Consider the following 20677-nt stretch of genomic DNA (forward strand, 5'->3'; position numbering starts at 1 on the left):
GCCGCTTCCCGCGAAGCGATCAGCCCAGGGCCGACTTCACCGCGTCCGCCAGGCGCCCCGCGACCGAGCGGGCCTGTTCGATGTCGGCGGCCTCGACCATGACCCGCACCAGCGGCTCCGTGCCCGAGGGGCGGAGGAGGACGCGGCCGGTCTCGCCCAGCTCGCGCTCGGCCTCGGCGACGGCCGCGGCCAGGTCGGCGCTGGAGGCGACGCGGGACTTGTCCACGTCGGGGACGTTGACCAGCACCTGGGGCAGTCGCTCCATGACGGCGGCGAGGTCGGCCAGGGTACGGCCGGTCGCGGCGACGCGGGCCGCCAGCAGGAGTCCGGTGAGGGTGCCGTCACCGGTCGTGGCGTGGTCGAGGACGATCACATGGCCGGACTGCTCGCCGCCGAGCGCGTAGCCGCGGGTCTTCATCTCCTCCAGGACATAGCGGTCCCCGACCGCCGTCTGGACCAGGTCGACGCCCTCGCGCTTCATGGCGAGCTTGAAGCCGAGGTTGGACATCACGGTGCCGACCACCGCGTCCCCCCGCAGCTCGCCCGCCTCGCGCATGGCCAGGGCGAGGACGGCGAGGATCTGGTCGCCGTCGACCTCGCGGCCGCTCGCGTCCACCGCGAGGCAGCGGTCGGCGTCCCCGTCGTGGGCGATGCCGAGGTCGGCGCGGTGCTCCACGACGGCGGCCTGGAGCCGGGCGAGGTGGGTGGAGCCGTAGCCGTCGTTGATGTTGAGGCCGTCCGGGTCGGTGCCGATCGTGACGACCTCGGCCCCGGCGCGGGCGAACGCCTCCGGGGAGACCCGGGCGGCGGCGCCGTGCGCGCCGTCGATGACGACCTTGAGGCCGTCGAGCCGGTTGGGGAGGGCGCCCACCAGATGGGCCACGTAGGCGTCGAAGCCCTCCTCGTAGGGCCGGAGCCGGCCCACCCCGGCGCCCGTCGGCCGGTCCCACGGCTCGCCGGAGGCATGCGAGCGGTAGGTGGTCTCGATACGGTCTTCCAGCTCGTCGGCCAGCTTGTGGCCGCCGCGGGCGAAGAACTTGATCCCGTTGTCGGGCATCGGGTTGTGGCTCGCGGAGAGCATCACGCCGAGGTCGGCGTCCAGCGCCCCGGTCAGATGCGCGACGGCCGGCGTGGGCAGCACGCCGACCCGCAGGACGTCCACTCCGGCGCTGGCCAGCCCCGCCACCACGGCCGCCTCCAGGAACTCCCCGGACGCTCGCGGATCCCGCCCGACCACCGCCACCGGCCGATGGCCCTCGAAGGTTCCCGCCTCGGCGAGCACATGCGCCGCCGCTACCGACAGGCCGAGCGCCATCTCAGCCGTCAGATCGGCGTTCGCGACGCCGCGCACACCATCCGTACCGAAGAGTCGTCCCACTGGTGTCCTCCGAAGTTACGAGCTGGGGGGCAGAAGCTTGCTTGTAGGTATACGCCCCCCGGTGGCGATAGCCGAACGCCCCGGGGGCACTGGTGGTGCCGCCGGGGCGTTCGGGTGAAGCAGCGGTGCCGCGATGGGCGTCAGCGCTTGCTGTACTGAGGCGCCTTGCGGGCCTTCTTCAGACCGGCCTTCTTACGCTCGGTGGCGCGGTCGTCACGGGTCAGGAAGCCGGCCTTCTTGAGGGGGGCGCGGTTGTTGTCCACGTCCGCCTCGTTCAGCGCGCGGGCGATGCCCAGACGGAGCGCACCGGCCTGGCCGGACACGCCGCCGCCCGCGATGCGGGCGATCACGTCGTAGCGGTCGTCCAGCTCGAGCACCTTGAAGGGCTCGTTGACTTCCTGCTGGTGAACCTTGTTGGGGAAGTACTCCTCGAGAGTACGACCGTTGATCTTCCACTGCCCGCTGCCCGGCACGATGCGGACGCGCGCCACGGCGTTCTTGCGACGCCCGGTGCCGGCGGCCGGCTGCGGGTCACCGAAGCGGGAAGCGAGCGACTCGGAGGTGTACTCCGACTCGACCGTCTCAACGCTCTCGGTGGTGTACTCCTCGACATCGAGGGGGGTCTCGGCGGTGGTCTCGGCCACGATGCTCCTCAGATTCTCTTCGTCGTAAGGGGTGGCCGGGACTACTGCGCGACCTGGGTGATCTCGAACGGGACCGGCTGCTGAGCGGCGTGCGGGTGCTGGTCACCCGAGTACACCTTCAGCTTCGAGAGCATCTGACGGCCCAGGGTGTTCTTGGGGAGCATGCCCTTGATGGCCTTCTCGACGGCCTTCTCCGGGTTCTTCTCCAGCAGCTCGTCGTAGCGGACGGAGCGCAGACCACCCGGGTAGCCGGAGTGGCGGTACGCCATCTTCTGGGTCCGCTTGTTACCGGAGAGGTGCACCTTGTCGGCGTTGATGATGATGACGAAGTCACCAGTGTCGACATGCGGCGCATACACCGGCTTGTGCTTGCCCCGCAAGAGGGTGGCGGCCTGAGTGGCCAGACGGCCGAGAACAACGTCGGTGGCGTCGATGACGTGCCACTGTCGCTGGACGTCGCCGGGCTTGGGGCTGAACGTACGCACGGTCGTAGCCTTCGCTTCTTCAGTGAGTGGGGTCTCCCCGGATCCGCTAGGACCGAGGGGACGGGTCCGGACAAGGCCACCCGGACGATCACGACAGCCTTGGCCGCACATCGGTGACGCATCCGAGTGCCTGCCGCTGGTCATCGGCCCGGTGGACCGGCGTAACGGCCTCTCACGTGAGAACGAGCAAGCCAATACGCATAACGAACTGGCAGAATACCGGCCCGCCCCACCGCGGGTCAAAACGCCCCCGCGCTTGCGGATGGGTCCGGCGACCGCGTCCTGGAGCGCCGGCCGAGCCCGCGCGCCTCACCTGGGGCTCCGCCCGCCGCCGGGAGGCGCCTGCCCACCGGGACACCACGGGCCATCCTGGCCGAACGCGACATCACGGCACCCCCACCCTCCAGCGAGTACGGCGGCGGGAGCGGTGGAGGCGCGACCACACTCCCGCGAGCCAAAACGCCCGCGCGCCGCGGATGGGCCCGGGTGCGGGACCGGGCGCGGGCCGCGCCCGACGTCCCGCCGGTGGGTCCAAAGCGTCACCCGGCCGGTCTAAGATGCGCGCCATGAGCTTTGGGCAAGGGGGGCCTTACGGGCCCGGGGGATCTCAGCCGCCTCAGCCGTCGACACCCGACTGGTCGGCGCTCGCCGACCAGTCCGCCCGCGCGGGCCGGCGCCGCAAGCTGCTCTTCATCGGCGGCGGGGCGCTGGCCACCGCCGCCGTCGCCGCGATCGTGGCCACCGCCGTGGTCAGCAGCGGCCACAAGGACAAGGGCGGCGGCGACTCGGCCGGCGGGCTGCCCACTCCCCAGGACCTCCCCAGCGAGTCGGCGGCGCCCGAGCCCACCTTCTCCGATGTCGCCCCGCCCGCGCCGCCCAAGCCGCTGGACATCATCTCCAGCGCCCGGCGGGACAGGGCGCCGCTGTCCGCGGCCTCCCTCTTCCCGGAGAAGCGGGCCGCGAAGGACGACCGCTCGTACAGCAAGGCGGCGTCCGCCTCCACGACGAGCTGCGCCGCGGGCACCCAGGGGGCGCTCGGCTCGGTGCTGGCGAACAACGGCTGCCGCAAGCTGCTGCGGGCCACCTTCTCCCGGGACGGTGTCGCGGTGACGGTCGGCGTCGCGGTCTTCGACGGCAAGGCGGCGGCCGAGAAGGCCAAGGACCAGTACAAGCCCAATATCGCCTCGCTGTCGGGCGGGGGCGTGCCCGCCTTCTGCCGCCGGACCGCCTGCCAGAGTTCGGCGAACGCGATCGGGCGGTACGCCTACTTCACGATCTCCGGCTATACGTCGGGCAAGGCGGTCACGGCGTCGGACACCGCCGCCCTCCAGGCCGGGCGCGATGTGGCCGACTACACCTTCCGCCGCATCCTGGCCCGGGGCAGCGCCCAGGCGTCGGCGGAGGCGGCCGCCACCACCGCCAACTGAGCCACCGGTCCTGTCCGTCCCCCGGGCAGCGCCCGCCCGGGGGACGGGTGTCCGTTACGACGCGGCGCCCCGCGTGGCCTTCTCCACCTTCGCCACCTGGGCGTCCACCAGCGCGGCCGGGACCTCGGACTTCGTGGGGTCCGCGAGGTTCGTCCCGAAGAACACCATGAGCTGCGGCCCGGACCGCACCACCGTGAAGTTGACGACGGCCTTTGCCTCGCTCGCGTCATGCAGGCTGAAGGCCAGCGCCTCGTCCCCCGCCTTCGGCGCCTCGAGCTGTGCCACCTTCTTGACGTCCGACTTCTCCCCGGAGCCGTCCTTCGCCGGGAATCCGCCCTGGCAGGCGGTCACCGCCTCGCTCAGGTCCTTGACCGTCCGCTCGGCGTCGCCCGGCCCGTAGGAGGAGACCCGGATCAGTCCGGCACCGCCGATCTTCGCCTTGGTGAGGTCGGTGGCGTAGGCGCGGTGGACGCTGGCCTTGGGCGCCGGGTCGTACTGGGACCCCATCAGCGCGGCCAGCGGCTGGCACTCGGCCTTCCCGGCCTTGGCCGACCCGCCCTCGCTGACCTCCTTGTCGGTCATCTTCTGGATTTCGAACCCCTTGAGCTCACCGCTCGCCAGGGTGGCCCGCTCCAGGGCGGACGCGGACAGCGGCTTCGCGGCCGAGGCGGCGCTCGCGGGCTTGTCGTCCTGCTTGGCGCCGTCGGACTTGCCGTCGCCGGAGTCGCTGCCGCATCCGGTCATCAGCCCCAGCGCCGCCACCGCCGCGATGGCCGCGCCCATGGTCCGCTTCGTACCGGACTCGCTCATCTCTCTGTCCACCCCTGGTCGATATCGGGCCCGTACGGCCACCGCACGGACACCCCGCAGACTCCCAGAACACCGGGAGGGTTGTACTCCCTTTCCCTAATGTGGCTGATCCCATATCACCATGCGCATAAGCAACCTTCCGGGCCCAGACCAGTCTTACGGACCGATCGGTCCTTACTGGCTTCATACCGGCATCACACCGGCCCCATATCGGCCCAATGCAGCCTGGTTCGGAACCAGAACGAAGCACGGACTCGGAGGGGAGGGCACGCCGCGGCGGATCGGCTGCGCCGGGCGTACATCACCGTGAAGATTTCTTTCCTGCTCCACAACGCCTATGGCATCGGTGGCACCATCCGGTCGACCTTCAATGTGGCCGGGGCGCTCGCCGCCCACCACACCGTGGAGATCGTCTCCCTGATCCGGACCATCGACGCCCCGAACCTCCCCCTCCACCCCGCCGTACGGCTCAAACCCCTGATCGACCTGCGCCCGCACGAGGACGGAGCCCGGGCGGGCGACCTCGGCCACCCGCTGCTGTCGCGGCCCAGCGCCCATATCCCGGACGCCGAGGCCAGGGGCACCACCAACTTCAACGCCCTCACCGATGAGCGCGTCGCCGGCCATCTCGACCGCACCGACGCCGATGTCGTCATCGCCACCCGCCCCGGCCTGGTCATCTACCTCGCCACGCTCGGCCGCACCGGCCGCTTTCTGCGGATCGGCCAGGAGCACCGCCTCTACGGCACCCACCGCGCCGAGATCCGCGCCGCCTGCGACGCCGCCATCCCCCATCTCGACGCGTACACCTCGGTCTCGGAGGCCGACGCGGCCACCCACCGGGCCCAGCTCCCCGATGTCACCACCCGGCTGACCGCGCTGCCCAACGGGGTGCCCGCCACCGGGATCGAGCCCTCCGACGGCCGCGCCAAACTGGTCGTGGCCGCGGGCCGGCTGATCCCGGTCAAGCGCTACGACCTGCTGGTGGCCGCCTGGGAGACGGTCGCCGCCAAACACCCCGACTGGCGGTTGCGGATCTACGGCCGCGGCCCCCAACTCCCCGCGCTGCGCCGCCAGATCGACAAGCTCGGGCTGGCCGGTCACATCACCCTGATGGGCGCCCACTCCCCCATCGAGACCGAGTGGGCCAAGGGCGCGATCGCCGCCGTCACCTCCCGCGAGGAGTCCTTCGGCATGACGATCGTCGAGGCGATGCACTGCGGGGTGCCCGTGGTCGCCACCGACTGCCCGCACGGGCCGGGCGAGATCATCACCGACGGCCGGGACGGGCTGCTGGTGCCGCCCGGCGACGCCGACGGGATCGCCAAGGGGCTGCTGACCCTGATCGAGGACGGCGAACTACGCCGCACGATGGGCGAGGCGGCCCGTATCTCGGCGCGGCGGTACGCCCCGGAGCGCGTGGCGGCCTCCTACGAGCGGCTCATCGAGGAGCTCCACACCGCCCGCGGCACCACGATTCCCACCGGGCGGCGCCGTACGGTTGCGCCCCTGCGCGGCCGGGCGGCCGGGACGCCGCTGACCGTCGCCCTCAAGGGCGCGGTCAAGCAGCTCGTCCGCAGGCCGCTGCGGCCCATCGCGTCCTGCCGGGTCACCCCCGAGGGCAATCTGTCGGTGCTGGTGGAGCCCGCCCAGGTGCGTGGCGGCGAGCTCGAACTGACCGTCACCCGCCGGAAGAGCGACGAGCCTCCCCTCCGCGTTCCGCTTCTGCCCCCGGCGGGCATCGCGCCGGCCGCGCCCTGGACGGCCACGCTCGACCGCGCGACGCTCGATCTCGCCGAGGGCCGCTGGGATCTGCATGTGGTCCGCCGCTCCGACGGCGTCCGCCGCCGGGTCGGCTGCCGCTTCGCCGAGGGGCGCGGGCTGTTGGACCTGGAGCCGCTGCCCGGCTCGCCCGTCGCCTGGTGGATCCCCTACGCCACCGTCGACGGCTTTCTCGCGCTGCGCGCCTGGCGGCGGCCGGTCCATGCCGAGGCCCGGGTGATCCGCATGGACGCCGAGGGGCTCGCCGTCGAAGGCACCCTGTACGGGGCGCGCTTCGGACCCGGCGCCGCCCCGACCGCGGTGGCCACTCCGTCCCGCGGCCCGGCCCGCCCGTTCCTCACCGGCGCCACGGCGGTGGACGGCGGCCGGTTCCGCTTCACCGTCCCGTACGAGCGGATCCGGCAGGCCCGTACGGACGACGAGGGCGCCGCCGCCTGGACCCTGACGCTCCATAAGTCCGCGGAATCCGAGACCCCGATCCCGATCGGGCGCATCGTGGGCGACATCGTGGACCGCGACAAAACGGACCTCTTCCCGGTCACCCACGGTGTCCGACCCCACCTCACCCGCACCGGCGACCTCGCCATCATCTCCCCCATCACAGACAATTGAGCGACGTGCGTCATAGGTGCGGTGTTTGCCGCGGAGATCACCGGTAACACTCGGTGATACCAGCCTCGAGCGAGGAACACTCTGCGGAAGGCACAGCGATGTCAACTGTCACGCTCATCATCCTGGTGGCGGCCCTGGCCGCCATGGCCGGCCTTGTGATCGCCCCCTCGGTCCGGCAGGGCCGCAAGGGCGAACTACCGGTCCGAAGCCTGCCCTCGGAAGCCAGGGAGCAGTACGCGGCGCGGTGGGCGGGAGTGCAGGAGCGATTCGTGGACTCTCCCGGCTGGGCGCTGCGCGAAGCCGACCGGCTGCTGGGCGCCTTGGCCGTCGACCGCGGCTATCCGGCCGAGTCCGACGACAAGCGGATGGACGCGCTGTCCATCCGCCACCCCGGGGAGATCGACGGCTACCGCCGGCTGCACGCCATGGCGGCACAGGTGCACGATGGCGAGGCCGCCCAGACCGCCGAAGCCGCCACCGAGCGGATGCGGGAGGCGCTGGTCGCGGCGCGGCCCCTGTTCGAGCAACTCGTGCGCGCACAGCCGCACGACGAGCGCCCGCTCCCGCCCCCGGTCCCCCGTCAGCGGGATCTTCAGCAGGGCCGCATCCCGCGGCAGCGCCTCGGCCCGGCCGCCGATCACTGACCGGTGAGCCGCACCGCCAGCGCGAGGGTGTCATCCGGATGCAGGATCACCGTGTGCATATCCTCCGCGATGGCGCCGGGGACCTCCTCGATCGGGCTCTGGAGATGCTTGTGCGCGGCCTCGATCAGACGACTCTCGCCCTCGATCGGGTCCCGGCGGCTCTCGGTGAGCCCGTCGGTGTAGAGCAGGAGGAGGTCCCCGGGGGCCAGCCGCTCGGTCAGCGGGGTCTCGCTCCCGGGCAGCGGAAAGCCGATCCCGCGCCCCCGGGCCTCCAGATAGCGGGCCGTTCCGTCGCGGCGCAGCAGCAGCGCGGGCGGATGGCTCCCGTTGGCCAGCCACAGCTCACCGGTGGCCGGATGGATCCGGGCGAGCAGCACGGTGGCCATCACGGCCCGGTCGAAGGGGTGCAGGATCTCGTCGGTGCGGGCCACGATCGACTGGAGGCGGTGACCCTCCAGGGCCAGGGTGCGCACCGCGTGGGTGACGTTGAGCGCGCTGCGCGTACTGGTCACCCCATGGCCCAGGGCGTCCACGATGGTGATGTGGACAGTGCCGTCGGGCAGCACGAACCAGTCGTACAGATCCCCGCCGGTCGGCGCGTCGGTGCCGGCCGGTTCGTAGTGCACGGCGAGTTCGAGACCGTCGGCCTCGATGAGCGGCGGGCGCAGCGCGTCCTCCAGCTCCCGCAGGGTCTGGCCGTGCGCGGTGCGCAACTGCTTGTCCCGCTCGTCGAGCTGGACGTAGAGCGCGAGCACCCCGCTGTTGGTCTCCTCGAGTTCGTCCTTGAGGCGGCGGTGCTCGGCGGTGAGCGCGTCGGCGGCGGCCACAACGGCGCGCAACTCCTCGGCGGCCAGGGCCTCCTCGCCGGGGGCGTCCGCGCCGGGGGGCTCCTCGGCGGCGTCCACCGGCGGGCCCGCCGGGAGGCGCCAGACCACCTCGTCCTCGGTCGCCACGTCGGGGGCCATCGGCAGCTCCGCCACCGCCGGGCCCCTGTCGCCCGGCGTCCGCAGCACCACGGTGAGCAGCCCCTCGTCCGGGTCGTACGCCCACTCAAGGCCGGCTTCCCGCCCGGCGCGCAGCGCCGCCCCGGCGGCCTCGGCGGCGGACAGCACAAGGCGCCCCCGGACCTCCGGGTCCAGCGCGTGCTCCCGGGCCAGCGCCCGAACGGCCCGGCTGAGCCCGGCCGTCGTGGCGCAGGTGAGGTTCCTCGTCGTCATGGAAGCCTTAAGGGTGACCTGGCCGCGAGCACCGTGGCGTCGTCGCGGAATCGGCGATGGCCATGGGCGAGTGCGGCGGACAGCAGGGACGGCGGAAGACGGAGCACGGAAGGGGGCGGGTCCAGCGCCCAGCGGGCGTCTATACCGTCGCTGTGCAGCACCGCCGTGGCGCCCTGGGGCAGCGGGAAGCCATGGACGCGCGGGGTGGGCATGCCCCAGCCGACGATCCCGGGCTGTCCGGTCAGCCGGTGCCGCACCCCGCCCGGGGTCAGGGCGAGGGCGCGGATATTGCCGATGCCGCAGTAGTCGGCGCGATCGTGATGCAGCCGCAGCAGCCCCGCGGCGGCCCCGCGGGTGTGCCGCAGGGCCCGGTTCATCCGGGTGAGCACGTCCGGCAGCGGCCGGTCGGGGTCGGCGTGGAAGGTCCGCAGCGCCGCCTGGGCCGCCTCCTCGGCGGCCCGGCCGTGGCCGAGGCCGTCGAGCACGACCACGGTGCGGGCGGCGTCCGTGTCGACGATCCCGCGGGCGTCGCCACAGCCCTCCTCCCCCTCGGCGGGCAGACAGATCGCGCCCACCCCCTGCCACTCCGGCCGCTGCTCGCCCGGCGCGGTCAGCCGGGCGCAGGCCCAGGTGCCCGCGTCGGTGCCGTCGGCGCTGCGCATGGTGAAGTGGGTCGCCATCCTTTTGACGGCGCCGAGCCCGACCCCCAGCGTGCCGGAGGTGGTGTAGCCGTCGGCCAGACAGCGCTCGGGGTCGTGCATACCGGGGCCGCGGTCGGCGGCGAGGATCTCCACCCCGTGGCCCAGCGGCAGCGGCTGGACGTAGAGCGTGCCGTCGCTGGCGTGCTTGTCCAGGTTGGTCGCCAGCTCCGAGGCGATCACCGCCGCCTGATCGGGCAGCGCCCCCGGCAGCTCGCACTCCCGGGCCACCCCACGCGCCGTCTCCGCGGCCAGATGCACGGCGCTGTGATGGTCGACGCGCACCTGGGCGGTGGGCACCGTGAACGCACGGCTCACCGGACCGCCCAGCGGGTGACGACCACGACGGTGCCCTCGCCCGGGCCGGTACGCACGGTGAACTCGTCCATCAGCCGCCGGGCGCCGCCCAGCCCATGACCCAGGCCCGCGCCGGTGGTGAAGCCGTCGGTGAGCGCCGCCTCGAGGTCCGCGATGCCCGGCCCCTCGTCCGTGACGGTCAGCCGCAGCCCCCGCCGTCCGGAGGGCTCGCGCGGATAGTCGAGGGTGACGGTGCCGCCGCCCCCGTGCACATAGGCGTTACGGGCCAGCTCGCTGGCGGCCGTGACCACACGGGTCTGGTCCACCAGGCCGAAGCCCACCGCGACGGTGGCCGCGCGCACCGCATGGCGGACCGTCAGCAGGTCCTCCTCCGTGCGCACCGGATACGCGGCCGGCGCGGGCGGGCGCCGGCCCTCCGCCCGCGCGGGCCGCTTGGGTCCGTGGGCGGCGAGGGTGGATTCACCGGGAAGTGCCACGTCGGGCCCCTTCCAGGGGCTGCGGCGCCTGCCGCCACCCCAGCGCGGCCAGCCCCTGCTCCGGGTTGAGTGCGGTCTCCACACCGACCAGTTCGATCCCCAGCTCGACCAGGGTGATCGCCACCGGCGGTCGCATCCCGGCCACGATCACCCGGGCCCCCAGCAGCCGGGCCACCGTGGTCAGCTCCATCAGCGTCCGGGCCACGAAGGAGTCGATGACCTCCAGCCGGGAGATGTCGATGAGCACCCCACGGGCGCCCTCGGCCGAGATCCGCTCGGTCAGCTCCTCGGTGAAGGCGATGGCGGCCCGGTCGTCGAGCTCATTGAGCAGCCCTGTGACCAGGACATCTCCCAGTCGCAGAATGGGAACGCCGGGTGAGCGAAGGTCGTTCACCGACCGTCTCCTTCGTCACCGTCGGGACCGGGCCCGTCGATCAGCTTGATCGCGGCGGCCAGCGCGTCGGCCAGCGTCGCCCGCGTGAGGATGGTGGACAGATCGATGCCGAGCTGGGCGATGGTCTGGGCGATCGAGGGGCGGACGCCGCTGATCACACAGTCCGCGCCCATGAGCCGCACCGCGTTCACCGTCTGCATCAGATGCTGGGCGACGGCGGTGTCCACCGTCGGCACACCCGTGATGTCGATGATCGCGACCAGCGCCTCATGGTCCTGGATGGCCTGGAGCAGATTCTCCATCACCACCTGGGTCCGGGCGGTGTCCAGCGTGCCGATCAGCGGGACCGCCAGCACCTGCCGCCACAGCCGCACCACCGGCGTCGACTGCTCCATCAACTGCTGGCTCTGCCGACGGATGATCTCCTCCCGGCCCTCCACATACGTCTCGAAGGACAGCGCCCCGGCCACATCCAGCAGCCGGTTCATGAAGACGGCCGAGGCGAACAGCTCCTCGGCGTCCCGGGTGTCCCGCTGCACCGCCTTGAGCAGCGCCTCCTTGAGCGCGAGCACCGCGAGCGAGGTCACCGTCGGAGTGACCCCCGCCCGCGCCCGGCGCATGGACAGCCCCACCACGGCCTCGTGCAGCCCCGGGGTGGAGGTCACCACCCGGTCCACCGGCACCCCGCTCTGGAGGCCGGGCACCAGCGCCTCGATCAAGGCGTCGGCCTCCTCGCGGAGTTCGGCCTCGCCGATATCGGTGTCAAGCAGGGCCTGCTCCATTTGCAGCTCGACCCAGCGATCGGCGATTTCCTCGTCGCGCTCCTGAAGAGCCCTGGTCAGGCGCTCTCGCACAGCGGCCTCGCTGGTACTCACGCGGATCCCTTCGCGGTCGGCGACCGTTGTCGGTTGGCAAATTTTATCGATCTTCCGGAGGCCCCGGAAGTCGCATCATGCCGATCGCCCCGCCGCCTTGACTCTCCCGCGCAGTCTCGGCATACGAGGCGCGTGGCGAGTACCCAATGATCGGCCGCCCACACCCGCCGTTTTCAGCAGCAGCCGGAACCGATCGCCGTCGCGCCCGGCAGGGAGCGCTTGTTGCGGGACTCCCGGTTACGGGCGGCGAGTTGGTCATCGGCCGGATAGCCGACCTCCTCCAGGGTCAGGCCATGGGGGCGGACGACATGGACGGCGGAGTCGCGCACCCCAGCGGACAGCACCTTGGCCGGCCAGTCCGGTGGACGGTGGCCGTCGCCGACGAAGAGCAGGGCGCCCACCAGCGAGCGCACCATGTTGTGGCAGAAGGCGTCCGCCCGCACCGTCGCCGTGATGACCCCGTCCGCGCCGCGCGTCCAGTCCAGCCGCTGGAGGGTGCGGATGGTGGTGGCGCCGTCGCGCTTCTTGCAGTACGCGGCGAAGTCGTGCTCGCCCAGGAGCCGTTCGGCGGCCGCGTTCATGGCGGCCACGTCCAACGGCCAGTCATGCCACAGCACATGGCCGCGCAGCAGCGGATCGACCCCGCCGGGGTGATCGGTGACCCGGTAGGCGTAGCGCCGCCAGATCGCCGAGAAGCGGGCGTTGAACCCGGGCGGGGCCTGCTCGACCTTCCAGACCCGTACGTCATGGGGCAGCCGGCCGGCGAGCCGCCGCAGCAGCCGCTCGCGGTGCTCGGCCCACAGCGCCTCGGGCAGATCCACATGCGCCACCTGACCGCGGGCATGGACCCCGGCGTCCGTGCGGCCCGCTACGGTCAGCTCGAAGGTCTCCGAGGAGCGCGTCACCGTCCGCAGCGCGCTCTCCAGCTCGCCCTGCACGGTGCGCCGCTCGCGCTGTTTGGCCCAGCCCGAGAAGTCCTTGCCGTCGTAACTCAGATCCAGCCGGACCCGTACGGAACCGGGCGCCGCCTCGTCACTCACTGGGCCGTTCCTCTCCATGCGGAACGGGCCCGCTCCCAGGTTCTGGGGGCGGGCCCGTCCGTGACAACGAAAGCCGTAGCGACGCCTCAGGCGTCCTTCGACTCCTCCGTGGCCGGAGCCTCGGTCGCCTCGGCCTCGGCGGCCGGGGCCTCGGTGGCCTCGTCCTTCTTGAGGTTCGCGGCGGCCGTGTCACCGGCGGCGTCCTTGGCGGTGCGCTTGGTGGCGGCCTCGGCCTCGCCGACCGCCTCCTGCTGCACGGTCAGCGCCTCGACCAGCTCGATGACCGCCATCGGGGCGTTGTCGCCACGACGGTTGCCGATCTTGGTGATGCGGGTGTAGCCACCCGGCCGGTTCTCGTAGCGCGGGCCGATCTCGGTGAAGAGGGTGTGCACGACGCTCTTGTCGCGGATGGTCTGGAGCACCAGACGGCGGTTGTGAAGGTCGCCCTTCTTCGCCTTGGTGACCAGCTTCTCCGCGACCGGGCGCAGGCGGCGGGCCTTCGCCTCGGTGGTGGTGATCCGGCCGTGCTCGAACAGCGCGGTGGCGAGGTTCGCCAGCAGGAGCCGCTCGTGCGCAGCGCTGCCGCCCAGACGGGCGCCCTTGGTGGGCTTCGGCATTGGTGTATCTCCTAGGTGTCTGCACCGGCCGTATGAGGTACCGGTGTCAGTTACCGGCGAGCGGCCGCCCGCCGGAAATTCTCGTCGCCCGCCGCACGGACTCGATCAAGCTCGGCGAAATCGAGCCCGTCCGGCGATTGAGGACAGCGCCTCAGCCCCAGCGGCGGGGCAGCGATCAGTACTGCTCGGTCTCGACGAAACCGGCGTCCGCGTCGTCATCGGCACCGAAGGCGTCAGCGGCGGCGGTCGGGTCGAATCCGGGCGGGCTGTCCTTGAGCGCCAGGCCCATACCGGCCAGCTTCGCCTTGACCTCGTCGATCGACTTGGCGCCGAAGTTCCGGATGTCGAGCAGGTCCGCCTCGGACCGCGCCACGAGCTCACCCACGGAGTGGATGCCCTCGCGCTTGAGGCAGTTGTACGAGCGGACGGTGAGCTCGAGCTCCTCGATCGGCAGCGCCAGATCGGCGGCCAGGGCGGCGTCCGTCGGGGACGGGCCCATGTCGATGCCCTCGGCGTCCACGTTCAGCTCGCGGGCCAGACCGAACAGCTCGACCAGGGTCTTACCGGCCGACGCCATGGCGTCCCGCGGCCGCATGGCCTGCTTGGTCTCGACGTCGACGATCAGCTTGTCGAAGTCGGTGCGCTGCTCGACACGGGTCGCCTCGACCTTGTAGGTGACCTTGAGCACCGGCGAGTAGATGGAGTCGACCGGGATCCGGCCGATCTCCTGGCCGACCTGCTTGTTCTGCACGGCGGAGACATAGCCGCGACCGCGCTCGACGGTCAGCTCCATCTCCAGCTTGCCCTTGCCGTTCAGCGTGGCCAGGACCAGGTCGGGGTTGTGCACCTCGACACCGGCCGGCGGGGCGATGTCGGCGGCGGTGACCAGACCCGGGCCCTGCTTGCGCAGGTACATCACGACCGGCTCGTCGTGCTCCGAGGAGACGACGAGCTGCTTGATGTTGAGGATCAGGTCGGTGACGTCCTCCTTGACGCCCGGCACGGTGGTGAACTCGTGCAGGACCCCATCGATCCGGATGCTGGTGACAGCCGCACCGGGGATCGAGGAGAGGAGCGTACGACGCAGGGAGTTTCCGAGGGTGTAGCCGAAGCCCGGCTCCAGCGGCTCGATCACGAACCGGGAGCGGAACTCGTCGACGACCTCTTCGGTCAACGAGGGACGCTGAGCGATCAGCATGGGTTTGCCTCCAGTCTTCGGCGCCCGCTATTTGACGCCGAACCCTTCAATGGTACGGGCGGTACGTGCCAAACGGCGCCGTACCGCCCGTATCGTCCAGCGGTCTACTACTTGGAGTAGAGCTCGACGATGAGCTGCTCCTGCACCTGGGTGTCGATCACCTGGCGCTCGGGCATGGAGTGCACGAGGATCCGGAGCTGGGACGGAATGGCCTCCAGCCACGCCGGCACCGTGCGCTCGCCCGCCTCGGCCTGAGCCACCTGGAAGGGGGTCAGGGTCCGGGACTTCGTGCGGACCTCGATGATGTCGTTCACGGTGACGCGGGCCGACGGGATGTCGGTCTTGCGGCCGTTCACATTGATGTGTCCGTGGCGGACGAGCTGACGAGCGTGGTCGCGGGACTTGGCGAAGCCGGCCCGGTAGACCACGTTGTCGAGGCGGGTCTCGAGGATGCGAAGCAAGTTCTCACCGGTCTTGCCGGACTTCTTGTTCGCCTCCGCGTAGTAGCCACGGAACTGCTTCTCAAGGACGCCGTAGATGCGGGTCGCCTTCTGCTTCTCACGGAGCTGAAGCAGGTACTCGCTGTCCTTGGTGCGCCCGCGACCGTGCTCACCCGGGGGGTAAGGACGGATCTCGATCGGGCACTTCGCGCTCTCGCACTTGCTCCCCTTGAGGAAGAGCTTCTGCTTCTCCCGACGGCAACGCTTGCAGTCGGCCCCGGTGTAACGCGCCATGTTTCTGTTGTCTCCTACTTCAGCCGGTCAGACGCGCCGACGCTTGGGCGGGCGGCATCCGTTGTGCGGAGTCGGAGTGACGTCCTGGATCGAACCCACCTCCAGGCCGGTGGCCTGGAGCGAGCGGATCGCGGTCTCACGGCCGGAGCCCGGACCCTTGACGAACACGTCGACCTTGCGCATGCCGTGCTCCTGCGCGCGGCGGGCGGCCGACTCGGCGGCCATCTGCGCGGCGAACGGAGTGGACTTGCGCGAGCCCTTGAAGCCGACGTGGCCGGCCGAGGCCCAAGAGATCACATTCCCGGTCGGGTCCGTGATCGAGACGATGGTGTTGTTGAACGTGCTCTTGATGTGAGCGTGCCCGTGGGCGACGTTCTTCTTCTCCTTGCGGCGCACCTTCTTGGCGCCGGCCGTCCTGCTCTTCGGAGGCATTCCTGAATTCTCCCGTGGAGGTGGTCGGTCCTACAGCTCGGACCGCTTGACAGCGTCCGGTGCGGACTACTTCTTGCCCGGCTTCTTCTTACCGGCGATCGCGCGACGCGGGCCCTTGCGGGTGCGGGCGTTGGTGCTGGTGCGCTGGCCGTGGACCGGAAGGCCGCGGCGGTGGCGCAGACCCTGGTAGCAGCCGATCTCGACCTTGCGGCGGATGTCGGCCTGGATCTCGCGACGGAGGTCACCCTCGGTCTTGATGTTGTTGTCCACGTACTCGCGGATCTTGACCAGGTCTTCTTCGCCCAGGTCACGAACGCGGGTGTCCGGGTTCACACCGGTGTTGGCGAGCGTCTGCTGGGCAAGGGTGCGACCGATGCCGAAGACGTAGGTGAGGGCGACCTCGACGCGCTTTTCGCGCGGGAGATCAACGCCTGCGAGGCGTGCCATGAATCTGGCTCCAGATGGTTGTCGGAGGTCTTCCGCAGCACCGCTCCCGGCCACCGTTGGCACGGCTGCCGGGTCCCCGGCCTCCGACCGGGGGTGTCGTCCCCGCGAGGCGGGGACGGGTGACTGCGTATGTACGCAAAGTTATGACGTCGCGCGAAGATGCTGCGAGTGATGCAGGATTCCGGCCGGTGTGCGTCAGCCCTGGCGCTGCTTGTGGCGCAGGTTGTCGCAAATGACCATGACCCGGCCGTGGCGGCGGATCACCTTGCACTTGTCGCAGATCTTCTTGACGCTCGGCTTGACCTTCATGGTGTGAGGTTCTCCGGGTCGTGAGATCTACTTGTAGCGGTAGACGATCCGTCCGCGCGTGAGGTCGTACGGAGACAGCTCCACCACGACCCGGTCATCGGGCAGGATGCGGATGTAGTGCATACGCATCTTGCCGCTGATGTGCGCGAGGACCTTGTGACCGTTCTGGAGCTCCACCTTGAACATCGCGTTCGGCAGAGACTCGATCACGGTGCCCTCGATTTCGATGGCGCCTTGCTTCTTGGCCATGTCCTGCTTTCGGGATCGGCTACCTTGATCGGCCCGCCACATGCGGGAGGGCATGCGTGAGCCGACGTGTCAGTCTACGTCAGGGCATCCCGAAACACGAATCCGGGGCATGATGCCCCGGAATCGAGATCTTTATGCCCACGGAGATCGTCAGGCCAGGGGATCGGGCGCGGTCTCCACGCCCAGCTCGGCCAGCTTCGCCTTGCCGCCGTCCACGGCGGTCAGCACCAGCGGGCCCTCCTCGGTCAGCGCGACCGAGTGCTCCCAGTGGCTGGACCAGGTTCCGTCGTCCGTCTTGACGGTCCAGTCGTCGGACAGCACATGCGTCTTCGCGGTGCCCAGGCTCACCATGGGCTCGATCGCGATGCAGAAGCCGGCGCCCAGCCGGGGGCCCTTGCCGCGCTTCCGGGAGACATAGTTCAGCAGATGCGGGTCCATATGCATCTGGGACCCGATGCCATGGCCGCCGTAGTCCTCGATGATCCCGTACTTGCCGGAGGCCGGGCGGGGCTGGCGGCGGATATAGCCCTCGATGGCCTTGGAGATGTCGATGAGCCGGTGGCCCTTGCGGACCGCCGCGATCCCGGCCCACATCGACTCCTCGGTCACCCGGCTCAGCTCGTACAGCTCCGGGGCGTGACCGGTGCCCACGAAGGCGGTGAAGGCGGCGTCGCCGTGCCAGCCGTCCACGATCGCGCCCGCGTCGATGGAGATGATGTCGCCGTCCTTGAGGACGGTCTCCTGGTCCGGGATGCCATGGACCACGATGTCGTTCACCGAGGTGCAGATCGTGGCGGGGAAGCCGCCGTAGCCCAGGAAGTTCGACTTGGCGCCGTGGTCGGCGATGACCTTACGGGCGACGTCGTCCAGGTCCTTGGTGGTGGCGCCGGGGACGGCGGCCGCCCGCGTCGCCTCATGGATGGCGGCGACGACCAGTCCCGCCTCACGCATCTTCGCGATCTGCTCGGGAGTCTTGATCTCCACCATCACTCAGCCTTCCACGCGGTCCATCGATTCTGCTCAACAGTACGGCCGCGACGCCCGGGCGGGCATCGCGGCCGATCAGCTCTGTATCTCTAGGCCGCCTTGGCCGCCAGGGCGTCCATCGCCCGCTGGGTGACCTCGGACACCTTGCCGAGCGCCGAGATCGTCACGACCAGGCCCTTGGCCTTGTAGTAGTCGATGATCGGCTCGGTCTCGCGGTGGTAGACCTCGAGTCGTTTGCGGACCGTCTCCTCGCTGTCGTCCTCGCGCTGGTACAGCTCGCCGCCGCAGACGTCGCAGACGCCCGGGACCTTCGGCGGCTTGTACTCCACGTGGAACGTGTGCGAGCTGTCCTGACGGCAGGTGCGGCGGCCCGCGATGCGCTTGATCACCTCGGACTCGGGGACCTCCAGGTCCAGCACCGCGTCCAGCGAGACACCGCGCTCGCCCAGGTAGGTGTCCAGGGCCTCGGCCTGGATCTGGTTCCTCGGGAACCCGTCCAGCAGGAAGCCGGGCTGTGCGTCCGGCTGCTCCAGCCGGTCCTCCGCCATGCCGATGGTGACCTCGTCCGGTACCAGTTGCCCGGCCCGCATGTACTCCTGCGCCTGCTTGCCGAGGGGAGTGCCCTGGCTGATGTTCGCGCGGAACAGGTCGCCTGTGGAGATATGCGGGATCGACAGCTTCTCGGCAAGGTACGCGGCCTGCGTACCCTTACCGGCTCCCGGAGGCCCGACGAGGACGATTCGCATCAGCGGAGGAACCCTTCGTAGTGTCGCTGCTGAAGCTGGCTCTCGATCTGCTTCACAGTCTCCAGGCCGACACCCACGATGATCAGGATGCTCGTGCCGCCGAACGGGAAGTTCTGATTGGCGTTGAGCGTCACCAGTGCCACCGTGGGCACCAGGGCGATCAAGCCCAGATAGAGCGCACCGGGCCACGTGATGCGGTTCAGCACGTAGCTCAGATACTCCGCGGTGGGACGACCAGCCCGGATACCCGGGATGAACCCACCATACTTCTTCATGTTGTCGGCAACTTCTTCGGGGTTGAAGCTGATGGCGACATAGAAGAATGCGAAGAAGACGATCAGCAGGAAGTACGTGGCGATGTAGATCGGGTGGTCGCCCTTGACGAAGTTCTGCGAGATCCAGGTCGCCCAGCCGGCCTTCGAATTGGAGAACTGGACGATCAGCGCCGGAATGTACAGCAGCGATGAGGCGAAGATCACGGGGATCACACCCGCCTGGTTCACCTTCATCGGGATGTAGGTGGACGTACCGCCGTACGAGCGGCGGCCGATCATGCGTTTGGCGTATTGCACCGGGATCCGGCGCTGGGCCTGCTCGACGAAGACCACCAGGCCGACCATGGCCAGACCACAGAGGATCACCAGGCCGAACTCCAGCCAGCCCCCCATGATCTTGCCCTGCTGCTTGATGCTCCACATCGCGCTCGGGAACCCGGCGGCGATGGAGACGAACATCAGGATCGACATGCCGTTGCCGATGCCGCGGTCGGTGACCAGCTCACCGAGCCACATGATCAGCGCGGTGCCGGCGGTCATCGTGATGACCATCACGGCGGTGGTGAAGATCGAGTCGTCCCGGACGATCTGTCCGCCGACGGGGCAGCTCTGGAAGAGCGAGCCGCTGCGGGCGGTGGCCACCAGGCCGGTGCCCTGGAGGATCGCCAGCGCGATGGTCAGATAGCGGGTGTACTGCGTGATCTTCGACTGCCCGGCCTGGCCCTCCTTCTTGAGGGCTTCGAGACGCGGAATCACCACGGTCAGCAACTGGAGGATGATGCTCGCCGTGATGTACGGCATGATCCCGAGCGCGAAGATGGTGATCTGGAGCAGTGCGCCACCACTGAACATGTTGACCAGGCCGAACAGACCCTGCTGGCCCTTGGCGAGGTCCATGCACGTCTGGACATTCTTGTAGTCGATGCCCGGGATCGGGATATGTTGCCCGAGCCTGAAGAGCACGATGATGCCCAGCGTGAACAGCAGCTTCTTGCGCAGGTCGGGCGTCTTGAACGCCCGGGCGAACGCGGTGAGCACGGTGCCTCCTGCGCCCCCCGCGTCGCTTCGCGAGAGGTGACGGTCTTGAGGATCGACGAATACTTATCAGCCAGGACCCGCGCGGAGGCGTACCGCGCGGAAGGTAACAACGCCAGCCACCTTACCGGCGACCCGGCCCCGCTTGGAACGACCAACCGGGGATGCCCCGTAACTAGGGCATCCCCGGTCGGGTGTGCACCGTGCTCAGACGAGCTCGGTGACGGTGCCACCGGCAGCGGTGATCTTCTCCTTGGCGGAGCCGGAGACGGCGTCGACCGTCACCTGGAGCGCCACGGAGACCTCACCGGAGCCCAGCACCTTGACGAGCTGGTTCTTGCGCACCGCACCCTTGGCGACCAGATCGGCCACCGTGACCTCGCCACCCTGCGGGTAGAGCGCGGCCAGCTTGTCCAGGTTCACGACCTGGTACTCGGTGCGGAAGGGGTTCTTGAAGCCCTTGAGCTTCGGGAGCCGCATGTGGAGGGGCATCTGCCCACCCTCGAAGCGCTCCGGAACCTGGTAGCGGGCCTTGGTGCCCTTGGTGCCACGACCAGCGGTCTTACCCTTGGACGCCTCACCACGACCGACACGGGTCTTGGCGGTCTTGGCGCCCGGGGCGGGCCGGAGGTTGTGGACCTTCAGCGGGTTGTTCTCCGCCATCTCAGTCGACCTCCTCGACCGTCACGAGGTGCCGCACGGTGGTCGCCATGCCGCGGAACTCGGGGCGGTCCTCCTTGACAACCACGTCGCCGAGCTTCTTCAGCCCGAGCGAACGCAGGGTGTCGCGGTGGTTCTGCTTGCTGCCGATGTAGGACTTCGTCTGCGTGATCTTCAGGCGGGCCATG

25 protein-coding genes are annotated in these 20677 nt (G+C 70.1%); 3 read left to right on the top strand and 22 right to left on the bottom strand.

What is annotated here, in order from left to right:
- Positions 1-19: 19 nt before the first annotated feature.
- The 3 genes from glmM to rplM all read right to left on the bottom strand — a co-directional run bounded on the left by glmM (position 20) and on the right by rplM (position 2507).
- On the bottom strand, positions 20-1378 hold the full coding sequence (glmM, locus tag ACK1X7_RS22880) for a phosphoglucosamine mutase (RefSeq protein WP_385138323.1): 1359 nt from the start codon (positions 1376-1378) through the stop codon (positions 20-22).
- Between the two features lie 140 nt (positions 1379-1518).
- A complete protein-coding gene (rpsI, locus tag ACK1X7_RS22885; protein ID WP_059148950.1) occupies positions 1519-2022 on the bottom strand; it encodes a 30S ribosomal protein S9 in 504 nt (167 codons plus the stop codon).
- Positions 2023-2063: 41 nt separating this feature from the next.
- Positions 2064-2507, bottom strand: coding sequence for a 50S ribosomal protein L13 (gene rplM, locus ACK1X7_RS22890; protein WP_361496788.1), 444 nt, complete (start codon positions 2505-2507; stop codon positions 2064-2066).
- A 566-nt stretch (positions 2508-3073) separates the two neighbouring features.
- Between rplM and ACK1X7_RS22895 the strand changes: the two genes are divergently transcribed.
- Positions 3074-3934, top strand: coding sequence for a hypothetical protein (locus ACK1X7_RS22895; RefSeq protein WP_398159760.1), 861 nt, complete (start codon positions 3074-3076; stop codon positions 3932-3934).
- Positions 3935-3988: 54 nt separating this feature from the next.
- Here ACK1X7_RS22895 and ACK1X7_RS22900 read toward each other — a convergent pair whose 3' ends face one another.
- Positions 3989-4756, bottom strand: a complete 768-nt coding sequence (locus ACK1X7_RS22900) for a hypothetical protein (RefSeq protein WP_398159761.1) — start codon at positions 4754-4756, stop codon at positions 3989-3991.
- Between the two features lie 294 nt (positions 4757-5050).
- Here ACK1X7_RS22900 and ACK1X7_RS22905 point away from each other — a divergent pair, with 294 nt between their 5' ends.
- Positions 5051-7138 (top strand): glycosyltransferase family 4 protein, encoded by a 2088-nt coding sequence (locus ACK1X7_RS22905; protein ID WP_413115587.1) that lies wholly within the window; start codon positions 5051-5053, stop codon positions 7136-7138.
- Between the two features lie 98 nt (positions 7139-7236).
- On the top strand, positions 7237-7782 hold the full coding sequence (locus ACK1X7_RS22910) for a hypothetical protein (RefSeq protein WP_382954010.1): 546 nt from the start codon (positions 7237-7239) through the stop codon (positions 7780-7782).
- Here the strand turns inward: ACK1X7_RS22910 and ACK1X7_RS22915 are convergent.
- The 18 genes from ACK1X7_RS22915 to rpmD form a co-directional block, all read right to left on the bottom strand.
- Positions 7776-8999: a PP2C family protein-serine/threonine phosphatase gene (locus tag ACK1X7_RS22915; RefSeq protein WP_385138331.1), complete on the bottom strand. Its 1224-nt coding sequence runs from the start codon at positions 8997-8999 to the stop codon at positions 7776-7778. The two genes, ACK1X7_RS22910 and ACK1X7_RS22915, sit on opposite strands and share 7 nt — an antisense overlap.
- Entirely contained in the window at positions 8996-10015 is a 1020-nt protein-coding gene (locus ACK1X7_RS22920) for a SpoIIE family protein phosphatase (RefSeq protein ID WP_390794432.1), read from the bottom strand. Before ACK1X7_RS22920 ends, ACK1X7_RS22915 begins: the two co-directional genes overlap by 4 nt.
- A complete protein-coding gene (locus ACK1X7_RS22925; protein ID WP_385138334.1) occupies positions 10012-10491 on the bottom strand; it encodes an ATP-binding protein in 480 nt (159 codons plus the stop codon). Before ACK1X7_RS22925 ends, ACK1X7_RS22920 begins: the two co-directional genes overlap by 4 nt.
- A complete protein-coding gene (locus ACK1X7_RS22930; RefSeq protein WP_385138336.1) occupies positions 10475-10885 on the bottom strand; it encodes an STAS domain-containing protein in 411 nt (136 codons plus the stop codon). The genes ACK1X7_RS22925 and ACK1X7_RS22930 overlap by 17 nt, the downstream gene beginning before the upstream one ends.
- A complete protein-coding gene (locus ACK1X7_RS22935) occupies positions 10882-11760 on the bottom strand; it encodes an STAS domain-containing protein (protein ID WP_413115588.1) in 879 nt (292 codons plus the stop codon). Before ACK1X7_RS22935 ends, ACK1X7_RS22930 begins: the two co-directional genes overlap by 4 nt.
- Before the next feature lie 173 nt (positions 11761-11933).
- Positions 11934-12800, bottom strand: a complete 867-nt coding sequence (truA, locus tag ACK1X7_RS22940; protein WP_390794431.1) for a tRNA pseudouridine(38-40) synthase TruA — start codon at positions 12798-12800, stop codon at positions 11934-11936.
- An 86-nt stretch (positions 12801-12886) separates the two neighbouring features.
- On the bottom strand, positions 12887-13417 hold the full coding sequence (gene rplQ, locus ACK1X7_RS22945; RefSeq protein WP_237513293.1) for a 50S ribosomal protein L17: 531 nt from the start codon (positions 13415-13417) through the stop codon (positions 12887-12889).
- 175 nt (positions 13418-13592) lie between these two features.
- Positions 13593-14615, bottom strand: coding sequence for a DNA-directed RNA polymerase subunit alpha (locus ACK1X7_RS22950; RefSeq protein ID WP_009715858.1), 1023 nt, complete (start codon positions 14613-14615; stop codon positions 13593-13595).
- A gap of 107 nt (positions 14616-14722) precedes the next feature.
- Positions 14723-15349, bottom strand: coding sequence for a 30S ribosomal protein S4 (rpsD, locus tag ACK1X7_RS22955; RefSeq protein ID WP_059148963.1), 627 nt, complete (start codon positions 15347-15349; stop codon positions 14723-14725).
- 27 nt (positions 15350-15376) lie between these two features.
- Positions 15377-15781: a 30S ribosomal protein S11 gene (gene rpsK, locus ACK1X7_RS22960; RefSeq protein WP_009715860.1), complete on the bottom strand. Its 405-nt coding sequence runs from the start codon at positions 15779-15781 to the stop codon at positions 15377-15379.
- 66 nt (positions 15782-15847) lie between these two features.
- Positions 15848-16228, bottom strand: coding sequence for a 30S ribosomal protein S13 (gene rpsM, locus ACK1X7_RS22965; RefSeq protein WP_014054183.1), 381 nt, complete (start codon positions 16226-16228; stop codon positions 15848-15850).
- Between the two features lie 195 nt (positions 16229-16423).
- Complete coding sequence (rpmJ, locus tag ACK1X7_RS22970) at positions 16424-16537, bottom strand: 50S ribosomal protein L36 (protein ID WP_003956441.1); 114 nt, start codon at positions 16535-16537, stop codon at positions 16424-16426.
- A 27-nt stretch (positions 16538-16564) separates the two neighbouring features.
- Positions 16565-16786, bottom strand: a complete 222-nt coding sequence (infA, locus tag ACK1X7_RS22975; RefSeq protein WP_003956442.1) for a translation initiation factor IF-1 — start codon at positions 16784-16786, stop codon at positions 16565-16567.
- A 150-nt stretch (positions 16787-16936) separates the two neighbouring features.
- Entirely contained in the window at positions 16937-17773 is an 837-nt protein-coding gene (gene map / locus ACK1X7_RS22980; RefSeq protein ID WP_216342581.1) for a type I methionyl aminopeptidase, read from the bottom strand.
- A gap of 89 nt (positions 17774-17862) precedes the next feature.
- Complete coding sequence (locus ACK1X7_RS22985) at positions 17863-18519, bottom strand: adenylate kinase (protein ID WP_385138343.1); 657 nt, start codon at positions 18517-18519, stop codon at positions 17863-17865.
- Positions 18519-19832: a preprotein translocase subunit SecY gene (gene secY, locus ACK1X7_RS22990; RefSeq protein WP_059148966.1), complete on the bottom strand. Its 1314-nt coding sequence runs from the start codon at positions 19830-19832 to the stop codon at positions 18519-18521. Before secY ends, ACK1X7_RS22985 begins: the two co-directional genes overlap by 1 nt.
- Positions 19833-20036: 204 nt before the next feature.
- Positions 20037-20492 carry a 50S ribosomal protein L15 gene (rplO, locus tag ACK1X7_RS22995; RefSeq protein ID WP_059148967.1) on the bottom strand — a complete coding sequence of 152 codons (456 nt, stop codon included), beginning with the start codon at positions 20490-20492 and terminating at the stop codon, positions 20037-20039.
- Position 20493: 1 nt separating this feature from the next.
- Positions 20494-20676, bottom strand: coding sequence for a 50S ribosomal protein L30 (gene rpmD, locus ACK1X7_RS23000; protein WP_009715866.1), 183 nt, complete (start codon positions 20674-20676; stop codon positions 20494-20496).
- Position 20677 lies beyond the last annotated feature (1 nt).

The sequence above is a fragment of the Streptomyces sp. CY-1 genome (genome assembly GCF_047218265.1).
GTDB classification, from domain to species: Bacteria; Actinomycetota; Actinomycetes; order Streptomycetales; family Streptomycetaceae; genus Streptomyces; species Streptomyces niphimycinicus.